Annotated in this window: 13 protein-coding genes; 9 read left to right on the forward strand and 4 right to left on the reverse strand. The window is 72.3% G+C overall.

Annotated elements, in window-relative coordinates:
• Window positions 1–15: 15 nt before the first annotated feature.
• Complete coding sequence (chvE, locus tag ACZ6I1_RS27930; RefSeq protein WP_469291677.1) at window positions 16–1,110, reverse strand: multiple monosaccharide ABC transporter substrate-binding protein; 1,095 nt, start codon at window positions 1,108–1,110, stop codon at window positions 16–18.
• 428 nt (window positions 1,111–1,538) lie between these two features.
• Here chvE and ACZ6I1_RS27935 point away from each other — a divergent pair, with 428 nt between their 5' ends.
• The 5 genes from ACZ6I1_RS27935 (at window position 1,539) to ACZ6I1_RS27955 (ending at window position 7,987) form a co-directional block, all read left to right on the forward strand.
• Complete coding sequence (locus ACZ6I1_RS27935; protein ID WP_469291718.1) at window positions 1,539–2,528, forward strand: LacI family DNA-binding transcriptional regulator; 990 nt, start codon at window positions 1,539–1,541, stop codon at window positions 2,526–2,528.
• Between the two features lie 243 nt (window positions 2,529–2,771).
• Window positions 2,772–4,598 (forward strand): ribulokinase, encoded by a 1,827-nt coding sequence (locus ACZ6I1_RS27940; RefSeq protein ID WP_469291678.1) that lies wholly within the window; start codon window positions 2,772–2,774, stop codon window positions 4,596–4,598.
• A complete protein-coding gene (locus ACZ6I1_RS27945; RefSeq protein ID WP_469291679.1) occupies window positions 4,595–5,281 on the forward strand; it encodes an L-ribulose-5-phosphate 4-epimerase in 687 nt (228 codons plus the stop codon). Before ACZ6I1_RS27940 ends, ACZ6I1_RS27945 begins: the two co-directional genes overlap by 4 nt.
• Window positions 5,278–6,786 carry an L-arabinose isomerase gene (gene araA, locus ACZ6I1_RS27950; protein ID WP_469291680.1) on the forward strand — a complete coding sequence of 503 codons (1,509 nt, stop codon included), beginning with the start codon at window positions 5,278–5,280 and terminating at the stop codon, window positions 6,784–6,786. The genes ACZ6I1_RS27945 and araA overlap by 4 nt, the downstream gene beginning before the upstream one ends.
• A gap of 109 nt (window positions 6,787–6,895) precedes the next feature.
• Complete coding sequence (locus ACZ6I1_RS27955; protein WP_469291681.1) at window positions 6,896–7,987, forward strand: aldose epimerase family protein; 1,092 nt, start codon at window positions 6,896–6,898, stop codon at window positions 7,985–7,987.
• A gap of 138 nt (window positions 7,988–8,125) precedes the next feature.
• Here ACZ6I1_RS27955 and ACZ6I1_RS27960 read toward each other — a convergent pair whose 3' ends face one another.
• The 3 genes from ACZ6I1_RS27960 to ACZ6I1_RS27970 form a co-directional block, all read right to left on the reverse strand.
• Window positions 8,126–8,884 (reverse strand): X2-like carbohydrate binding domain-containing protein, encoded by a 759-nt coding sequence (locus ACZ6I1_RS27960; RefSeq protein ID WP_469291682.1) that lies wholly within the window; start codon window positions 8,882–8,884, stop codon window positions 8,126–8,128.
• A gap of 223 nt (window positions 8,885–9,107) precedes the next feature.
• The gene (locus ACZ6I1_RS27965) at window positions 9,108–10,616 is read right to left on the reverse strand and encodes a glycoside hydrolase family 43 protein (RefSeq protein ID WP_469291683.1); all 1,509 of its coding nucleotides are present in this window, start codon (window positions 10,614–10,616) and stop codon (window positions 9,108–9,110) included.
• A 462-nt stretch (window positions 10,617–11,078) separates the two neighbouring features.
• A complete protein-coding gene (locus tag ACZ6I1_RS27970) occupies window positions 11,079–11,894 on the reverse strand; it encodes an extracellular solute-binding protein (protein WP_469291684.1) in 816 nt (271 codons plus the stop codon).
• A gap of 210 nt (window positions 11,895–12,104) precedes the next feature.
• Here ACZ6I1_RS27970 and ACZ6I1_RS27975 point away from each other — a divergent pair, with 210 nt between their 5' ends.
• From ACZ6I1_RS27975 to yicI, 4 genes are all read left to right on the forward strand, one after another.
• Window positions 12,105–14,972 carry a glycoside hydrolase family 3 C-terminal domain-containing protein gene (locus tag ACZ6I1_RS27975; protein WP_469291719.1) on the forward strand — a complete coding sequence of 956 codons (2,868 nt, stop codon included), beginning with the start codon at window positions 12,105–12,107 and terminating at the stop codon, window positions 14,970–14,972.
• A 99-nt stretch (window positions 14,973–15,071) separates the two neighbouring features.
• Window positions 15,072–16,055 (forward strand): acetylxylan esterase, encoded by a 984-nt coding sequence (locus ACZ6I1_RS27980; protein WP_469291685.1) that lies wholly within the window; start codon window positions 15,072–15,074, stop codon window positions 16,053–16,055.
• A gap of 68 nt (window positions 16,056–16,123) precedes the next feature.
• The gene (locus ACZ6I1_RS27985; protein ID WP_469291686.1) at window positions 16,124–17,524 is read left to right on the forward strand and encodes a GH1 family beta-glucosidase; all 1,401 of its coding nucleotides are present in this window, start codon (window positions 16,124–16,126) and stop codon (window positions 17,522–17,524) included.
• On the forward strand, window positions 17,521–19,803 hold the full coding sequence (gene yicI / locus ACZ6I1_RS27990; protein ID WP_469291687.1) for an alpha-xylosidase: 2,283 nt from the start codon (window positions 17,521–17,523) through the stop codon (window positions 19,801–19,803). The genes ACZ6I1_RS27985 and yicI overlap by 4 nt, the downstream gene beginning before the upstream one ends.
• The last annotated feature ends 25 nt before the right edge of the window (window positions 19,804–19,828 follow it).

A 19,828-nucleotide genomic window follows, 5' to 3' on the forward strand; every position in this document is an offset into this window, starting at 1 on the left:
GGACGGGCCCGGCGGCTACTTGAGCTGGTCCGCGGTGTACTGGCCGCTGTCCACCAGGACCTTCTGGTAGTTGTCCTTGTCGACGCTGACCGGCTGGAGCATGTGGGTCGGGACGACCTTCACGCCGTTGTCGTACTGGGTGGTGTCGTTGACCTCGGGCTTGCCGCCGGTCAGCAGCGCGTCGCCCATCTGGACGGTGACCTTGGCCAGCTGGCGGGTGTCCTTGTAGACGGTCTGGGTCTGCTCGCCCGCGATGATCGACTTCACCGAGGCCAGTTCGGCGTCCTGGCCCGTGACGACGGGCAGCGGCCGGCCGGTGCCGTACCCGAGGCCCTTGAGCGAGGAGATGATGCCGATCGAGATGCCGTCGTACGGCGAGAGCACGGCGTCGACGCGGGCGGCGGTGTACGACTTGCTCAGCAGGTTGTCCATCCGGGACTGGGCCAGACCGCCGTCCCAGCGCAGCGTGGCGATCTGGTTCAAGGAGGTCTGGCCGCTCTGCACGACCAGCTTCTTGTTGTCGACGTACGGGCTCAGGACGCTCATCGCACCGTTGAAGAAGAACGTGGAGTTGTTGTCGTCCGGCGAGCCGGCGAACAGCTCGATGTTGAACGGGCCCTTGCCGTCCTTGAGGCCGAGCTTGTCGACGATGTAACTGCCCTGGAGGACGCCGACCTTGTAGTTGTCGAAGGTCGCGTAGTAGTCGACGTTCCCGGTGCCGCGGATCAGCCGGTCGTAGGAGATGACGGGGATGTGCGCGTCGGCGGCCTTCTGCAGCACGTTGGTGAGCGAGGAGCCGTCGATGGCGGCGATCACCAGGAGCTTGGCACCCTTGGTGATCATGTTCTCCACCTGGGACACCTGGTTCTCCACGACGTTGTCGCCGTACTGGAGGTCGGTCTTGTAGCCCTTGGCCCGGAACTCCTTGACCATGTTGTTGCCGTCGTTGATCCAGCGCTCCGACGACTTGGTGGGCATCGCGATGCCGATGAGCCCGCCCTTGGCGTCCCCGTCGGCCGCGCCGCCGCCGGCTCCGCTGGTGCTCTGGCCGCAGGCTGCCAGCGACAGGGTCAGGCCCACCGTGACGAGGCCGGCTGAAAGCTTCCGCACAGTTCCTCCAGTGATGTTCCGCGACCGGCACAGTGCGACCCGGTTGGGCGACCGGGAGCGGTCGAGCGGGACCGGCCGGGAGCGGTCACGCGCGTCGTGGGACGTCGGTGCTGCGGCCGCTCCGGCCTGGTGTTACCAGAGTGTTAACGCTCACAAGAGTGCCGTCAAGGGTCGCCGGATCACCGTTGGGTCACCAACGGCGCAGGTGCTCCGCCCCCTGCCGGGGCGCCCTTCGGGTGCGCCGGCGACCGCCGACACCCCTGTTGCCGTCGCCGCGGGAGGCCTGGAAGGCTGGTGGGAAGACGGGCCGCCGGACCGATCCCGGGCGGCGGGGCGGTCCGCAGCCGGTCGCGTACCGTGGTCCGCAGTCGAGGAGGGAAGTGCGAGTGGGAACCGACAGCACCGGGACCGAGCAGCGCCACCCCGTGATGGCGGACGTCGCGAAATTGGCCGGCGTGTCCCACCAGACGGTGTCCCGCGTGCTCAACGGCGCGCCGCACGTCCGGCCCGGCACCCGGGACCGGGTGCTCGCCGCCATCCGGGAGCTGGACTACCGGCCCAACTCCGCGGCCCGCGCCCTGGTCACCCGCCGTTCCCAGACCCTCGGCGTGGTCAGCTTCGACTCGACCCTCTACGGTCCCGCGTCGATGCTGGACGGCATCGAGCAGGCCGCGCGCAGTGCGGGCTACTTCGTCAGCGTGACCAGCCTGCGCTCCCTGGACGGCCGCTCGGTCCAGGAGGCCGTCGACCGGCTGCGCGACCAGGGCGTGGAAGGCGTCGTCGTGATCGCGCCGCAGATCTCCGCCGTCAGCGCGGTGGCCACGCTCTCCAGCTCCGTACCGGTCGTCGCGGTCGGATCGGGCAGCCAGTCGCGGGTTCCCATGGTCTCGGTGGACAACCGCTCCGGCGCCGAAGCGGCCACCGGACACCTGCTCGACCTGGGCCACCGCACCGTGCACCACCTGGCCGGCCCGTCCAGCTGGCTGGAGAGCCAGGACCGCGAGAAGGGCTGGCGCGGCACGCTGGAGGCGGCCGGAGCGCCCGTGCCGCACGTCGAGCGGGGGGACTGGAGCGCCCGCTCCGGCTACCAGGCGGGCCTGCGGATCGCCGGGCTCGACGACGTCACCGCCGTCTTCTGCGCCAACGACCACATGGCCCTCGGCCTGCTGCGCGCCCTGCACGAGGCCGGCCGGTCGATTCCGGGCGACATCAGCGTGGTCGGCTTCGACGACATCCCCGAGGCCGCGTACTTCACCCCGCCGCTGACCACCGTTCGGCAGGACTTCGGCGAGCTCGGCCGCCGGGCCCTGGAACTGCTCGTCGAGGAGTTGGAAGGACTCGGGCACACCCGCACGCGCATGCGGATCTCGCCCGAGATGGTGCTGCGCCGCAGCGTGGGCCCCGCCGCCCGCCGTTGAGCGGCTGCCGCGGCCGGGGCTGAAGGGCCCGGGCGGCCCGCTGCTCCGGCGCACCGGCCGAACTCGTCCGGGGGGCCGCTCCGCCGTTCCCTTGACACCCAGAATGTTAACGCTAACAATCTGGGAGGGTGTCCACAGAGACGCACCCCCAACGCCGCCGGCCGAGCGCTGACACCCTCCGCTCGGGTCCGTCCGTCTGCCGGCGGAACAGAGCCTGCCGCCAGTGCGCCCGCCCGCCCCCCGATGAGGACCGCACCGGCGGCAGGCAACCACACGCCGGCCTCCCGTGCGAAGGATGAAGAAGTGACCGTGATCCCTGCCGTCCGGGGCTCGGACAGCTACGTCGTCGGTGTCGACTTCGGCACCCTCTCCGGCCGTGCCGTGGTGGTCCGCGTGCATGACGGGGAGGAGCTCGGAACCGCCGTCCACGAGTACGCGCACGCCGTCATCGAGCGCACCCTGCCCGGCACCGGCCGTCCGCTCCCGCCCGACTGGGCCCTGCAGCACCCCGAGGACTGGCGTGAGGTGCTGCGCACCGCCGTGCCCGCCGCGCTCGCCGTCTCCGGCGTCGATCCGGCCCATGTCATCGGCGTCGCCACCGACTTCACCGCCTGCACCGTGCTGCCGGTCCTCGCCGACGGCACCCCGCTCTCCGAAACCACCGAGTGGGCCGCTCACCCGCACGCCTGGCCCAAGCTCTGGAAGCACCACGCGGCCCAGGGCCAGGCCGACCGCATCAACGCCCTCGCCCACGCCCGCGGCGAGAAGTGGATCTCCCGCTACGGCGGAAGGATCTCCGCCGAGTGGCAGTACGCCAAGGCGCTCCAGGTCCTGGAGGAGGACCCGGCCGTCTACGCCGCGTGCGCGCGGTGGATCGAGGCCGCCGACTGGATCGTCTGGCAGCTCACCGGCGCCGAGAGCCGCAACACCTGCACCGCCGGATACAAGGGCATCTTCCAGGACGGCGGATACCCGAGCGAGGAGTACCTCGCAGCCCTGCACCCCGGGTTCGCCGACTTCGCCCGCACCCGGCTGGAGCACCCGCTCGCCCCGCTCGGCTCCCGGGTCGGCTCGCTCAGTGGGCTGGCGGCGGAGTGGACCGGTCTGCCCGCCGGTATCGCGGTGGCCGCCGGCAACGTCGACGCGCACGTGGCAGCGCCGGCCGCCCGGGCCGTGGAGAACGGCCAACTCCTCGCCATCATGGGCACCTCCACCTGCCACGTCGTCAACGGCGCCACCCTCGCCGAGGTCCCGGGCATCTGCGGCGTGGTCGAGGACGGCATCGTCGCCGGCTCCTACGGCTACGAGGCCGGCCAGAGCGCCGTCGGCGACATCTTCGCCTGGTGGCTGAGCCAAGGACTCCCGGCCGACTACCTCGCCGAGGCCGAGGAGGCCGGTGAGGACCTCCACGAGCTCCTCAGCCGCAAGGCCGCCGCCGAACCCGTCGGCGGGCACGGCCTCGTGGCGCTCGACTGGATGAACGGCAACCGCTCCGTCCTGGTCGACCACCACCTCTCCGGTGTGATCGCCGGCCTCACCCTCGCCACGCGCCCCGAGGAGGTCTACCGCGCCCTGCTGGAGGCCACCGCCTTCGGCACGCGCGTCATCGTCGAGGCCCTGGAGCAGGGCGGCGTGCCCGTCACCGAGTTCATCGTCACGGGCGGCCTGAAGAGGAACGCCCTGTTGATGCAGATCTACGCCGACGTACTGCGCCGTCCCGTCTCGCTCGCCGACTCGGAGCAGGGCCCGGCCCTCGGCTCGGCGATACACGCCGCCGTCGCCGCCGGGGCCCATCCGGACGTGCGCTCCGCGGCGGCGGCCATGGGCCGGGTGCGCCAGGGGGCGTACCGGCCCGACCCCGGCCGGGCCGACGCCTACGACGCGCTGTACGGCGAATACCGCGCCCTGCACGACCACTTCGGCACCGGTGCCGACAAGCTGCTCCACCGGCTGCGCCGCATCCGCAACGCCGCCCTGACCGCGCCTGCCACCCCTGGCACCCCGACCGCCACGGCCCCGACCGACCCGAGCGACCCGAGCGACCCGAGCGACCCGAGCGAGGCATTGTGAACGCGACCATCGACCTGGTCCGCCGCCAGGTCAGCGACCTGCACCAGGAACTCGTCCGCTACGGCCTGGTGGTCTGGACGGCGGGCAACGTCTCCGCCCGCGTCCCCGGCGAGGACCTGCTGGTGATCAAGCCGAGCGGCGTCTCGTACGACGAGCTGTCGCCCCGGAACATGATCCTCTGCGACCTCGACGGGAACGTCGTCGAAGGCGAGCACTCGCCCTCCTCCGACACCGCCGCACACGCCTACGTCTACCGCCACCTGCCCGACGTCGGGGGAGTGGTGCACACCCACTCGACCTACGCCTGCGCCTGGGCGGCCCGCGGCGAGGCCGTGCCCTGCGTCCTGACCGCCATGGCCGACGAGTTCGGCGCGGAGATCCCGGTGGGCCCGTTCGCGCTGATCGGCGACGACTCGATCGGCCGGGGCATCGTGGACACCCTCAAGGGCCACCGCTCGCCCGCCGTCCTGATGCAGAACCACGGTGTGTTCACCATCGGCAAGGACGCCAGGGCCGCCGTCAAGGCGGCCGTGATGTGCGAGGACGTGGCCCGCTCCGTCCACATCTCCCGCCAGCTCGGCGAACCGCTGCCGATCGCCCAGGCGGACATCGACAGCCTCAACCACCGCTACCAGAACGTCTACGGCCAAAAGCCCGTGGACCGGCAAGGAGTCACCGAATGACCACGCCGCTCGCAGGACGTGACATCTGGTTCCTGACGGGAAGTCAGGGCTTGTACGGCGAGGAGACACTGCGCCAGGTCGCGGGCCAGTCGCGGCAGATCGCCGAGACGATCGACGCGGCCGGCCCCGTTCCGGCCACGGTGGTCTGGAAGCCGGTGCTCACGGACGCGGACGCGATCCGCCGCGTCTGCCTGGAGGCCAACTCCGACGACCGCTGCATCGGCCTGATCGCCTGGATGCACACCTTCTCCCCGGCCAAGATGTGGATCGCCGGCCTGGACGCCCTGCAGAAGCCCCTGCTCCATCTGCACACCCAGGCCAACATCGACCTGCCCTGGCACTCCATCGACATGGACTTCATGAACCTGAACCAGGCCGCCCACGGCGACCGCGAGTTCGGTTACATCCAGTCCCGTCTCGGCGTCCCCCGCAAGACCGTCGCCGGACACGTCACCGACCCGGCCGTGGTCGAACGGATCGCCTCCTGGACCCGCGCCGCCGCCGGCCGCGCCGAACTGCGCAGCCTCAGGCTGGCCCGGTTCGGCGACAACATGCGCGACGTCGCCGTCACCGAGGGCGACAAGGTCGAGGCCCAACTCCGCTTCGGGGTATCCGTCAACACCTATGGAGTCAACGACCTCGTCACCGCCGTGGACGCCGCCGCCGACACCGAGGTCACCGCGCTGGTCAAGGAGTACGAGGACGTCTACCGCCTCGCGCCCGAGCTGCGGGCGGGCGCGGAGCGCCATCCGTCCCTGCGCTATGCGGCGCGGATCGAGCTCGGCCTGCGCGGTTTCCTGGAGCGGGGCGGGTTCAACGCCTTCACCACCAACTTCGAGGACCTCGGCGGGCTGCGCCAGCTGCCCGGTCTGGCGGTCCAGCGGCTGATGGCCGACGGATACGGCTTCGGCGGCGAGGGGGACTGGAAGACCTCCGCCCTGCTGCGCACCCTCAAGGCGGCCGCGACCGGCCTGGGCGGCGGCACCTCCTTCATGGAGGACTACACCTACCACCTGCAGCCCGGCCACGAGCTGATCCTCGGCGCGCACATGCTGGAGGTGTGCCCGAGCATCGCGGCCGCCACCCCCGCCTGCGAGATCCACCCGCTCGGCATCGGCGGGCGTGAGGACCCGGTCCGACTGGTCTTCGACGCCGAACCCGGCCCGGCGGTGGTGGTCGGCCTGGCCGACATGGGCGACCGCTTCCGGCTGGTCGCCAACGAGGTCGACGTGGTCGAACCGCCCGAGCCGCTGCCCAGCCTGCCCGTCGCCCGCGCCGTCTGGAAGCCGCGCCCGAACCTGCGGACCTCGACCGAGGCCTGGCTGACGGCCGGTGCGCCGCACCACACCGTGCTCTCCAGCGCGATCGGCGCCGAGGAGCTCGACGACCTCGCCGAGATGCTCGGCGTGGAACTCCTGGTGATCGACGCCGACACCTCCATCCGCCGGTTCACCAAGGAACTGCGCTGGAACCAGGCCTACCACCGCCTGGCCCAGGGAATGTGACCTCGACCGTCCCGTCCCGTCCCGCCCCATCCCGCCCCATCCCGAACCGACGACGCCCGCCCGGACGGCGGGCGTCGCCCTTTCCCCCAGTGTCGAACGGAGTGGTCGCGTGTCGAACCACGGTCTCGTATCCCACGGCGAACTCACGGTGACCCAGGAGACCGCAACGGAGCTCCCGGACGGGCGGCGCATCACCCGCTGGACGTTCGGTTCCCCGGATCGCGTGACGGCGGAGGTCCTCAACCTGGGCGCCCGCCTGCAGGCCCTGCACGCGCCGGACCGGGACGGGCGGCGGGCCAACGTCGTCCTGGGCGGCGAGAGCGCCGGGGACCTGCTCGGGGCAGGCGCCTTCTTCGGCGCGACGGTCGGCCGCTACGCCAATCGAATCGCCGGCGGAACACTGCCCCTCGACGGCACGACGCACCGGCTGGCCACCCAGCCGGACGGCCACACCCTGCACGGCGGACCGGACGGCTTCGCCACCCGCCTCTGGGACGGCGTGCCGGTCCGCGTCGGCAGGCGGGCCGGTGTCCGCCTCCGCCTCCACAGCCCCGACGGCGATCAGGGGTTCCCCGGCGCCCTGATGGCCGAGGTGACCTACCTGCTCGACCCCGACGGCGAACTCTCCCTCACCTACCTGGCGACCGCGGACGCCCCGACGGTCGTCAATCTCACCAACCACATGTACCTCAACCTGGCGGGCGAGGGCTGCGGGACGGTACTCGACCACCTGCTGCGGGTCGAAGCCGCCCGCTACACCCCCGTCGACGGGGAGCTGATCCCGCTCGGTCCCACCGAGCCCGTCACCGGCACACCCTTCGACCTCCGCGAGGCCCGCACCATCGGGGCCCGCATCAGCGGCGAACACCCGCAGATCCGCCGGGCCGGGGACGGCTTCGACCACAACTGGGTGCTCGACGGCACCGGGCTCAGGCGGGCAGCCGTCCTGAGCCACCCGGCCAGCGGCCGGCACGTCGAATGCCTGACGACGGAGCCGGGGCTCCAGGTCTACACCGGAAACCACTTCGACGGCTCGCTGACCGGCCGCTCCCGCCGCCCCTACGTCGCGTACGCGGGCATCGCGCTGGAGACCCAGCACTTCCCGGACTCACCCCACCGGCCCGAGTACCCCTCCACCCTCCTGCGCCCCGGTCAGGAGTACCGCTCGACCACGGTGTACCGCTTCTCCGCCGAGCGGTGAACGCCGGGACCCGGGCGCCGCCGGCCCGGCCGGCCGGCCCCGAGCCGCTGGGCTCCGGCCAGTCCGGGTCGAACCGGCCGCCGGGATCCGGATCCGGCGGCCGGGGAGCGGATGGCCGAGGTCAGCCGGCGGTGCCGGTCACCGTGGTGCCGGACTTCGTGACGCGGTAGGTGGCGGTGTGTTCCAGTACAGCGGGCCGGCGTTGGTGCCGTCGGCGTAGGTGGAGTGCATGGCCGCCAGGTCGTCACCCCGGTACGGGGTGGGGACGGTGAACGACGCGGTGGTACCGGTGGCGTTCGCCAGTACCGGCTTGTCCTGGGTGACGATGTCGATGTGCCTGGGCAGCCCCCTGGTGAACCGGGCCGTGAGCGTGGAATTGACGCCGTAGGCGCGGTTGCCGACCAGCCGGGTCAGCGCCTTGGCGGTGAGCGTGAGCTTGGTGCCGGACACGGTGTAGTCCCGCCCCGGGACCAGCTTGGTGCTGCCCTGCCACAGCCCCAGGAAGCTGATGCCGTTCAGGTTCAGGGTCAGCGATTTGGCGGTGATCGCACCGGACTTCGGCACGGACACCTTGTCGAAGGAGGCGGTGCCCGAGCGGGTGGTCCAGCTCGACTTGATCCAGTCGAACAGGGCCTGGTCGCGCCACTGGAGGGTGTCACGGTCCAGGTAGCCGAACGGGTCCCACAGCGCGGTGGTGACACCGGCGGCGCGCGCCTTGTGGCCGAGGTGCTCGTGGTACTTCAGGGCCTCGCCCCGCTCGACGCGGGAGGGGTGGAAGTGATTGGGCCACTCGAGCAGGCCGTACTCACCGATGTAGACCGGGATGCCCCGGGCGACGAAGGTGGTGCGGATGTTGTCGAAGGTGTCGTCCAGGTGCTTCTGCGCGACGGCGTCCATGGGGTTGTCCGGAACCCGGACGGTCGGCCACGGCGGTCGCCCGTGGTCGTCGGGCGCGGCGAACGTGGTGCCTGCGGACAGCCCCAGCGTGACGGCCAGCGCCAGCAGCAGGGCGGCCAGGCGTCCGGGGTTCCGGACGCGCCCGTGTGCCTAGTGCCGTATGTCCTCTGCTTTCACGTGTCGTCCCTCTCGTGCGTGCGGGTGGTGCGGATGCGGACGGGGGTCATGCGGCCGGTTGCGGCTCGTAGTCGAACCAGTCGAAGCGGACGGTGCCGGCCGCGGCGTACATGCCGATCACCCGGCCGGTGAAGCCGCCCGCCACCTCGGTCGACAGGTACCGGCCGTCGAGCGTGCCGAGCACGGTGAACGTGCCGTCCGGCTCCTCGATGCCGAAGGAGAGGTCGTCGGGTCCGGTCCGGGCGTCCTGCGGGGGCCGCGGGGCGACGGCGAGGCCCAGCACCACCGGTCCTGCGGGTACCGGCCGGGACGCCACCCCGGTGCGCAGCGGCCCGATGCGGGCGTACAGCGTCACCTCGCCGGCGGCCGCCTCGATCTCGTAGTGGTGCAGCTCGTCCAGGCGGACGGCCAGGCCGCCGCGCCCCTCGGCGGGGTCGACCAGCGTGCGCACCCGGCAGGAGGGGTGCTGCTGGCGGCGGCCGGCGAACACCGCGTCGGTCTCGTCGAGGGACCCGCCGGCGGCGCGGAGGGTCAGCCAGCCCGAGCGCTCCGTGGTGGTGCACAGGTGGGCGGGGCGCTCGCGCAGCGAGATCCAGCGGGGATGCAGCTCGGCGTGTTCGAAGTCGTCCCGGACCGGCTCGGCGGGCCCGGGGTGCAGCGGCCAGGCGGGTGCGGGCGATGCGGTGTCGAGCGCGCCGACGACCGGCCAGCCGTCCACCCAGTCCACCGGAGCGAGGAAGGTCTCACGGCCGAGCACGTGCCAGCCGGGGGTGCCGCCGCGCGGTCGCGTGCCGAGCAGCACCATCCGCCACGAGCCGTCGGGTGCCTGCACCAGGTCGGCGTGGCCGGTGCTCTGGATGGGGTGGCCGGTGCTGCGGTGGGACAGGATCGGGTTGGCCGGGCACGGCTCGAAGGGGCCGGTGGGCGTGCGGCCGCGGGCGATGGACACGCAGTGGCCCCGCTCGGTGCCGCCCTCGGCGATCAGCAGGTACCAGTAGTCGCCGATCCGGTACAGGTGCGGAGCCTCCGGGTGCTGGCCGCCCGTGCCGGACCAGGTCCGCTCCGGCTCGCCCAGGGTCTCGCCGGTGTGGGGGTCGAGGCGGACCTGGGAGATTCCGGCGACGGTGCACCAGCAGGTGCCGTCCTCGTCCCAGGCGAGGTCCGGGTCGATGCCGGGCACCCCCGGGAGCCGGACCGGGTCGGACCACGGGCCGGCCGGGTCGGTGGCCGTGAAGAGCATGTTGCCGCCGTCGCTGACGTTGGTGACGATCAGCCAGAAGCGGCCGTCGTGGTGGCGCAGCGTGGGGGCGTAGATCCCGGCGGAGGAGGGCATGTCGCGCGGCAGGCGCAGCTGGCCCGGCCGGTCCAGGGCGTTGCCGATCTGCGTCCAGTGCACCAGGTCGCGGCTGTGGAAGACGGGTATGCCGGGGAAGTACTCGAAGCTGGAGCAGACGAGGTAGTAGTCGTCGCCGACGCGGCAGACGCTGGGGTCGGGGTGGAATCCGGGGATGACGGGGTTGGCGACGGTGTTGTCCGCCGCCTGCTGGTCTGGCACTGAATCGGTTCCTCTCGTTCTGCGTTGTCGTGGGGGACCGCCGCCGGCCGGTCGGGCTTCGCCTCGTCAACTCCTGTGTGTACGAAGGCTGGTGAGGCGGAAGAGGACGGCGGAGGGTGCCGTCGGCAGGGTCACGGTGAGTTCGGCCGTGTCCGGATGCCAGACGGAGCCGGCCCGTGTGGCGGCCGGGTAGAGCACGTCGGCACGGATGTCGGTGCCGAGCAGGTGGGGGAGGCGCAGGACCGTGGCGGCCTCCGCTCCGGGGCGGCGCCAGACCGTGAGGTAGCCGGTCGCGGGGGGTGCGCAGGGCCAGCGCGATCCCGGGGTCGTCCCGCGGTGAGGAGCCCGGAGAGGTGGATGCGGCCGAGGAGGGCGTTGGCCATGGTGAAGGCGACATCGTCGAGGGCGCAGGTTCGCGGCGCCCGCGTCGGCGAGCAGGAACAGGGCCGGGGCCAGGACGAGCTACGTCCACACGTCGCCGAAGGCCCAGACGCCGCGCTTGGCGTCGGTCAGCTCCTTGCCGAGGCTCATCAGGTCGTCGGCGGACTTGACCTGGCCGGCGTCGATCCCGCGCGGTTCCAGGATGTCCCGACGGTAGTAGGTGACGCCGGAGACGACGAAATTGCCGGAGAGGCACGGGATGCCGTACAGCTTGTCGCCCCACACGCCGACCTGCCACGCGCCGGGGGATATCGCGGCCAGGTTGGGGTACTCCTTGACCTTGTCGCCGGACAGGTACGGCGTCAGGTCCGCGAGCTGGGTGCCGGTCAGCCCCCCGAGGTTGACGTTGGGGTTCCACCAGCTCGGCAGCTGGATCCAGTCGGGCAGCTTCTTGGCTGCGGTCATGGTCGGGACAATGGTGTTGTAGTGGGTCCCGTCCGCCGGCTTCACGGTGAGCTCGACGCCCAGTGCCTTGTTCATGGCCTGGTAGAAGGTGTTGCCGGGCGGCGGGACGGTGCCCCACAGCGGGGTGACCGCCGTATAGCTGCCGCCCTTGCCCGGGACGCCGGGGACGGTGGCGGCCGGGGATGCGGGGCAGGAGAGGAAGGCGGGATCCGTTGCGACATCGGCGCCGCCCCGGACGGACGGTATGTCCGCCGTCAGGGAGGTGTGGGACGTGTGGGCCGGCAGCGCGGCCTGGAGGCCGTCCTTGCTGTTCGCGTCGGTCCGCTTCGGGGAGCCTCCGCCGCAGGCGCACACCAGCGGCGTCATCGCGGCGACCCCCGCGATCGAGGCGGCGGCGCTCATGAGGGCTCTGCGGTTCAACTCGGTTCTCATGGTGGACGGCCTTCCCCATCGAAGGGTCGAAGCGCTTGGATGTCGCGGCGAGGCTAACGATGCGTCAGTAGTTAGGCAAGAGCCTGAACAAATCCACATCGCGCTGTAGTATGGGTAATTGACAGCTCGGCTGCTTCCTGTCAGCGTCGAAGCGATTCGACGAATGGTCATAGCGTCCCGCCTGCCGAGGGGTTGCCCACGTTGAGTTCCCTGTCCGCGATCGCAGCCGGTCCGCCCCCTTTCCGTGATCCCGCACTACCGCTGCGCAAGCGAGTCGACGACCTGCTCGAACGGCTCACGCTCGACGAACGGCTCGCGATGCTGCACCAGTACGCGCCGGCGATCCCCCGCCTCGGCCTCGCCCCCTTCCGCACCGGCAGCGAGGCCCTGCACGGCGTCTCCTGGCTCGGCGAGGCGACGGTCTTCCCACAGGCCGTGGGCCTCGGCGCCACCTGGGACGAGGAGCTGGTGCGCCGGGTCGCCGAGGCCGTCTCCGTCGAACTGCGCGCCTTCCGCCACCACCGTCCGCCCGCGACCGGCAGCGGCGCCCCCAGCCTCCAGGCCTGGGCGCCCGTGCTGAACCTGCTGTGCGACCCGCGCTGGGGCCGCAACGAGGAGGGCTACTCCGAGGACCCCGCACACACCGGCCGGATCGGCGAGGCCTTCTGCAGGGGGCTCGCCGGCGACCACCCGACGTACCTGCGGGCGGCCCCGGTGCTCAAGCACTTCCTCGCCTACAACAACGAGGACGACCGCTGCACCACCTCCTCCGGGCTGCGCCCCCGCGTCCTGCACGAGTACGACCTGGCCGCCTTCCGCCCCGCCGTCGCATCCGGCGCCGCGACCGGCGCCATGGCCGGCTACAACCTCGTCAACGGCCGCCCCTGCCACGTGACCCCGCTCATCGACGCCGAACTGCGCCGCTGGGCGGAGCCGACCGGCCACGAGCTGTTCGTGGTGAGCGACGCCGAAGCCCCGTCCAACCTGGTGGATCTGGAGGAGTACTTCGACGACCACGCCGAGTCCCACGCGGCGGCGCTGAAGGCAGGCATCGACAGCTTCACCGACCACGGCGAGGACAGCGCGACACCGGTCGGCCGACTGCGCGAGGCCCTGGAACGCGGCCTGATCGACGAGACCGACGTGAACCGCGCCGTGCGCCGCCAGCTGGAACTGCGCTTCAGGCTCGGCGAGTTCGACCCCGAGCTGGATCCGTACGCCGGCATCGGCCCCGAGGTGATCGACTGCCCGGAACACCGCGCCCTGGCGCGGCGCGCCGCGACCGAGTCGGTGGTGCTGCTCAAGAACGACGGCCTGCTGCCCCTCGAACCGGCGCGGACACCGCGGATCGCCGTCATAGGCCCGCTCGCCGACACCCTGTGCGAGGACTGGTACAGCGGCACCATGCCCTACCAGGTCAGCGTCGCCACCGGACTCGCCGCGGCGCTCGCCGCACACGGCGGCGAGGTGGTCCGCGCGGAGGGCTCCGACCGGATCGTGCTGCGCTCGCGCACCACCGGCGAACCACTGGGCAAGACCGCGTTCGACGTCGCCGACTGGGGCCGGGGAACCCTGACCCTGCGCGCCGCCGACACCGGCCGCTACCTGAGCCTCAAGGACGACGCCTCACTGGCGGCGGACCAGGAGGTGCTCAAGAGCTGGGAGATCCACGAGACCTTCCGCCTGGAGCCGGCCGCCGACGGCACCGTGCTGCTGCGCTCGGTGCTCACCGGACGCTACGCCGTCGTGGACCCGACCGGCGGCGGGGTGACGGTCACCGCCCTGACCGCGGACGTCGCCGAACACTGGCAGCGCGAACTCCTGCGCGACGGCGCGGCCGAGGCGCGGGCCGCCGCCGCAGCGGCCGACGCGGCGGTCGTCGTGCTCGGCAACCACCCGATGATCAACGGACGCGAGGCCGAGGACCGCACGGACCTCGACCTGCCCCCGGCACAGCAGGAGCTGCTGCGCACCGTCGCGGCGGTCCGCCCCGAGACGGCCCTGGTCCTGATGAGCAGCTACCCGTACGCCGTCGACTGGGCCGACGCGCACCTGCCCGCCGTGGTGTGGACCTCCCACGGCGGGCAGGAGACCGGCCACGCGCTCGCCGACGTGCTGCTCGGCGAGGCCGAGCCCGCCGGCCGCCTGCCGCAGACCTGGTACCGGGGCGACGACCCGCTGCCGGCTCGGCTCGACTACGACATCATCAAGGCCGGCTGGACCTACCAGTACCACCGGGCCGCACCCCTCTACCCCTTCGGCCACGGGCTGTCCTACACCGACTTCGCCTACCGCGACCTGCGCCTGTCGCAGCCGGTGATCGGACGGAACGGCTCGGTCGACGTCACGGTCACCCTGGCCAACACCGGCCGGCGGACCGGCAGCGAGGTGGTCCAGCTCTACGTCCGGGCGCTGGACGCCCGCTACGAGGCCCCCCGGCGGCGCCTCGCCGATTTCCGAAAGGTCCGCCTGGAGCCGGGCGAGAGCCGGGAACTGACGTTCTCGCTCCCCGCCGACCGGTTCGCCCACTGGGACACCGCCACCGGCGCCTTCACCGTCGACCCGGGCGGATACGAGATCACCGCCGGCCGCTCCGCCGAACACCCCGTCCTCACCGCACCGCTGGCCGTGACCGGGACGGCCCCCGCTCCCCGCGTGGTCGTCGACCGACGCACCCTGACCGCCGACTTCGACGACCACGCGGACACCACCCTCGTCGACGCCACCCGCACCAGCGGCGACGCCGTCACTCCGGCCGATCCGGAGCGGCCCGCGACGCTCCTCTTCCGCGACGCGGACCTCTCCGGGGCGGTCCGGGTGGAGGCCGAGACCGCCCTCGAAAAAGCGGGCTGCGTCGAGGCGAAGCTGGAGCTCCGGGCAGGTGACCGGCTGCTCGCGGAGATCGGCGTACCGGTCACCGGCGACCGCTACAGGTGGACCACCATCGCCGCCGAGCTCGCCGCCGGCCCGCTGGACGGCATCCACGACCTGCACCTGACCCTGCACGGCGGGTTCCGTCTGGCCGCCTTCCGGTTCACCACGTCCACCACGTCCACCACGTCCGGCGGGACCGGCTGAGACCCCGCCCCGGTGAGACCGGCGGCCCGTCGGGGGGCGGGCCGCCACCCCTCCCCGCACCGTCACCCCTCGCCACCTCTCCCACCGGAGGAATACGCCATGCCGCTCACCGACTTCGGCATACACGTCCTCATCGGCTACCGCCCACAGTTGCCCGGCCCGGCGGACTTCGACGCCTTCTGGCAGCGGACCCTCGACGAAGCCCGGTCCCACGCCGGGACGGTCAAGGCCGTACGGGTCACGCCCCAGCACCTGCTGCGCACCGTGGACGTCGACGACGTGCGCTTCCCCGGCTGGAACGGCGAGCCGGTGGCCGCCTGGCTGCTGCGCCCGCGCGACGCGGCCGGACCGCTGCCGGTCGTCGTCACGTACATCGGCTACAGCGGCGGCCGGGGACTGCCCACCGACCACCTGTTCTGGTCCGCCGCCGGATACGCCCAACTCGTCGTCCACACCCGCGGCCAGGGCCACGACACCCCGGACCGGGGCGTGGGCGACGGCACGCAGTGGGCGGAGGGCTTCATGACCCGCGGCATCGACTCGCCCGACACCTACTACTACCGGCGACTGGTCACCGACTGCGTGCGAGCCGTGGACGCCGTCGCCGAGCTGCCCGGACTCGACCGCCGCCGGGTCGTGGTGGCCGGCGGCAGCCAGGGCGGCGGCCTGGCGCTCGCCGTCGCCGGTCTCGCCGGGGACCGGGTGGCGGCGGCGATGCCGGACGTCCCGTTCCTGTGCCACTTCCGCCGCGCCACCGCGATCTGCGGCGAAGGCCCGTACCAGGAGATCGCCAAGTACCTGCGCTGGCACAGCCGCCACCGCGTCGACCCGGCCTTCGCCACCCTCGACCACTTCGACGGCGTCCACTTCGCCCGACGGGCCACCGCCCCGGCGCTGTTCAGCGTGGGCCTGATGGACCCCGTATGCCCGCCCTCCACGGTCTACGCCGCCTTCAACCACTACACGGGCGAGGACCGCACCATGACCGTGTGGCCGTTCGGCGACCACGGTGGCGGCTACGGCTCCAACCCGCCCGTCCAACTGGCCTGGCTGCACGAGCGCGGCCTGGCACCGGAGTCCTGACCGGCGTTGCACCGCCGGGCCCCGGCCGAGCCCGCACCCCACCCCAGGAGACCCATGAGGTACCGCCCGTGAGCACCCCGGCCTTCCCGGAACTGCCCGCCGGATTCCGCTTCGGCGCCGCCACCGCCGCCTACCAGATCGAGGGCGCCCACGACGAGGACGGCCGCGGCCCGTCCATCTGGGACACCTACAGCCACACCCCCGGCCGCACCCTCGGCGGCGCCACCGGTGACACGGCGTGCGACCACTACCACCGCTACCGCGAGGACGTCGCCCTGCTGCGCGGGCTCGGCGTCGACGGCTACCGCTTCTCGATCGCCTGGCCCCGCCTGCTGCCCCAGGGCACGGGACCGGCCAACCCCAAGGGCCTGGACTTCTACGACCGCCTGATCGACGAGCTGCTGGCCGCCGGAGTGGCCCCCGCCGTCACCCTCTACCACTGGGATCTGCCGCAGGCCCTGGAGGACCGCGGCGGCTGGCGCGCCCGGGGGACCGCCGAGGCGTTCGCCGAGTACGCCGCCCTCGCGGCCGAGCGCTACGGGGACCGGGTGGAGCGCTGGATCACCCTCAACGAGCCGTACTGCTCCGCCTTCGCGGGCTATGCCGAAGGACGCCACGCACCCGGTGCCGAGGAGGGCCGCGGAGCGCTGGCGGCCGCACACCACCTGCTGGTCGCCCACGGCCTCGCCGTACGGGCGCTGCGCGCCGCGGGCGCCCGCGAGGCCGGGATCGCCCTCAACCTCGAGCGCATCCATCTCGCCTCCGCCCTCCCCGAGGACCGGGCCGCACTGCGCCGTGCCAAGGTCCTCCACAACGAGGTGTGGACCGAGCCGCTCCTCGCCGGACGCTACCCCGAGCACGAGGCCGAGACCTGGGCCGGCCTCGCCGACGGCCCCTGGCGGCTGCCGGGCGACCTCGGACTGATCGGCGCCCCGCTGGACTTCCTCGGCATCAACTTCTACCGGCCGATCACCGTCGGCGCCGCCCCCCACCGGTCTCAGGACCCCGAACTCCGCACCGCCGTGGACATCGGCGTCTGCGAACGGGACCCGTACCGCACCCGGCACACCACCATGGGCTGGCCCGTCGTCCCGGACGCGCTCACCGCCTTGCTCCGCGAGCTCCACGCCCGTTACGCGCACCTTCCGCCGATCTGGATCACCGAGAACGGCTCCGCCGAGGACGACGAGGTCGGCCCCGACGGCCAGGTCCACGACACCGCGCGGATCGACTACCTCGCGGACCACCTCGCCGCCGTCGCCGACGCCATCTCCGCCGGAGTGGACGTCCGCGGCTACTACGTCTGGTCCCTGCTGGACAACTTCGAGTGGGCGCGCGGCTACGGCCGGCGCTTCGGCCTGGTCCACGTCGACTACGACACCCTGACCCGCACGCCCAAGGACAGCTACCACTGGTACCGGGGCCTGATCACCGCACACCGCGCGCGGACGGAGGAACCCGCACGATGAAGTTCACCGACGGCTACTGGCTGATGCGCCCCGGCGTCACCGCGCGTTACGCCGCCGAGGTCGCGGAGGTCCGGGCCGACGAGCACCGGCTGACCCTCTACGCGCCCGTGAGGCACGTACGCGGGCGAGGTGACACGCTGAACAGCCCGCTGCTGACCGTCGAGTGCTGGTCGCCGGCCGAGGGCGTGATCGGGGTCCGCACCACCCACCACGCCGGCTCGGTGCGCCGCGGGCCCCGGTACGCGCTGCCCGGCGCGGAGCAGGACGCCGGAAAGGTGCACCGCGAGGGTGCGGTGGTCGAGCTCAGCACCGGTGAGCTGACGCTGCGGGTGGACACCTCCGCGCCGTGGTGCCTGGAGTTCACCGCCGGCGGGCGGTTGCTGACCGCCGTGGGCGAGCGCGGCACCGGCTTCGTGACCGACCCCGCCGGCGGTCACCACATGCTGGCTCAACTCTCCTTGGGTGTCGGTGAGTTGGTGTACGGGCTGGGGGAGCGGTTCACGCCGTTCACCAGGAACGGGCAGGTGGTGGACATCTGGCAGGCCGACGGCGGCACCAGCAGCGAGCAGGCCTACAAGAACATCCCCTTCCACCTGACCAACCGGGGCTACGGCGTCTTCGTCAACCACCCCGGCAGGGTCGGCTACGAGGTGGGCTCCGAGTCGGTCGGGCAGGTGCAGTTCAGTGTCGAGGACCAGTCGCTGGAGTACTTCATCATCCACGGCCCCACCCCCAAGCAGGTCCTGGAGCGCTACACGGCGCTCACCGGCCGCCCCGCCCTGCCCCCGGCCTGGGCGCTGGGCCTGTGGCTGACCACTTCCTTCACCACCGACTACGACGTAGCCACCGTCAACCGCTTCGTCGGCGGCATGGCCGAGCGCGGGATCCCGCTGAGCGTCTTCCACCTCGACTGCTTCTGGATGCGCGCGTACCAGTGGTGCGACTTCGCGTGGCACTCGGACACCTTCCCCGACCCGGCGGGCATGCTCGCGCGGCTCAAGGAGCAGGGACTGCGGATCAGCGCGTGGATCAACCCGTACATCGCGCAGAAGTCGGCCATGTTCGAGGAGGGCATGCGCGAGGGCCACCTGGTGCGCCGCCTGGACGGCAGCGTGTGGCAGTGGGACCTGTGGCAGCCCGGCATGGCACTGGTGGACTTCACCCGCCCCGCGGCTCGCGACTGGTACACCGGAAAGCTGCGCACCCTGCTGGACCAGGGCGTCGACTGCTTCAAGACCGACTTCGGCGAGCGCATCCCCACCGACGTGGTCTGGCACGACGGCTCCGACCCGGAGCTGATGCACAACTACTACACCCACCTGTACAACCGGGCCGTCTTCGAGCTGCTCCGCGAGGTACGGGGCGAGGGCGAGGCGCTGCTCTTCGCCCGCTCCGCCACCGCGGGCGGCCAGCAGTACCCGGTGCACTGGGGCGGGGACTGCGAGTCGCACTTCAACGCCATGGCCGAGTCACTGCGCGGCGGGCTCTCCCTCGGCCTGTCCGGCTTCGGCTTCTGGAGCCACGACATCGGTGGCTTCGAGGGCACCCCGACCCCCACCGTCTTCACACGCTGGGTGCAGTTCGGGCTCCTCTCCTCGCACAGCCGCCTGCACGGCAGCACGTCCTACCGGGTCCCCTGGGACTACGGGGAGGAGGCCGTCGAGGTCACCCGCGCGTTCACCCTGCTCAAGCACCGCCTCGCGCCCTACCTCCAGTGCGCCGCCCAGCAGGCGCACGCCACCGGGATCCCCGTCATGCGGGCGATGGTGCTGGAATTCCCCGACGACCCCGCCGCCGCCACCCTGGACCGGCAGTACCTCCTCGGCGATGACCTGCTCGTCGCCCCCGTCTTCACCGACGACGGCACGGTCGAGTACTACGTGCCGCCGGGCACGTGGACGAACGTCCTGACCGGGGCCCGCATCACCGGTCCGCGATGGGTCCGCGAACGGCACGGCTTCCACACCCTGCCGCTGCTGGCCCGCCCCGGCTCCGTCATCCCGTTCGCAGCCGACGACCAGCACCCGGTGTCCGCCTGGGCGGACGGAGTCGAGCTGCGGGTGCACGCCTTCGCCGACGGCGCCGAGCGCACCGTCGGGATCCCGCGCACCGAAGGCACCGGGGAGACGGCCCGCTTCCACGTGCGCCGCGCGGGCGACCGCCTCCGCGTGTCCACCGACAGCCCGCATCCCTGGCAGCTGCGGATCGGCGGCCCGGCGGGAGCCGTCCACGCCCAGCCCGCCGGCACCCTGGAGGCCGACCTTCCGTACCGGGCCTGAGGGCCGGTCAGGACGCCGGCCGGGC

It is taken from the genome of Streptomyces sp. NPDC046303 (assembly GCF_055588085.1).

Bases quoted from the DNA above. Each gene is read 5' to 3' on its own strand.
- araA (WP_469291680.1), top strand. From the start codon at position 5,278: ATGACCACGCCGCTCGCAGGACGTGACATCTGGTTCCTGACGGGAAGT.
- ACZ6I1_RS27970 (WP_469291684.1), bottom strand. From the start codon at position 11,894: ATGAGAACCGAGTTGAACCGCAGAGCCCTCATGAGCGCCGCCGCCTCG.
- yicI (WP_469291687.1), top strand. From the start codon at position 17,521: ATGAAGTTCACCGACGGCTACTGGCTGATGCGCCCCGGCGTCACCGCG.
- ACZ6I1_RS27940 (WP_469291678.1), top strand. From the start codon at position 2,772: ATGAGGACCGCACCGGCGGCAGGCAACCACACGCCGGCCTCCCGTGCG.
- ACZ6I1_RS27980 (WP_469291685.1), top strand. From the start codon at position 15,072: ATGCCGCTCACCGACTTCGGCATACACGTCCTCATCGGCTACCGCCCA.
- ACZ6I1_RS27935 (WP_469291718.1), top strand. From the start codon at position 1,539: ATGGCGGACGTCGCGAAATTGGCCGGCGTGTCCCACCAGACGGTGTCC.
- ACZ6I1_RS27960 (WP_469291682.1), bottom strand. From the start codon at position 8,884: ATGGACGCCGTCGCGCAGAAGCACCTGGACGACACCTTCGACAACATC.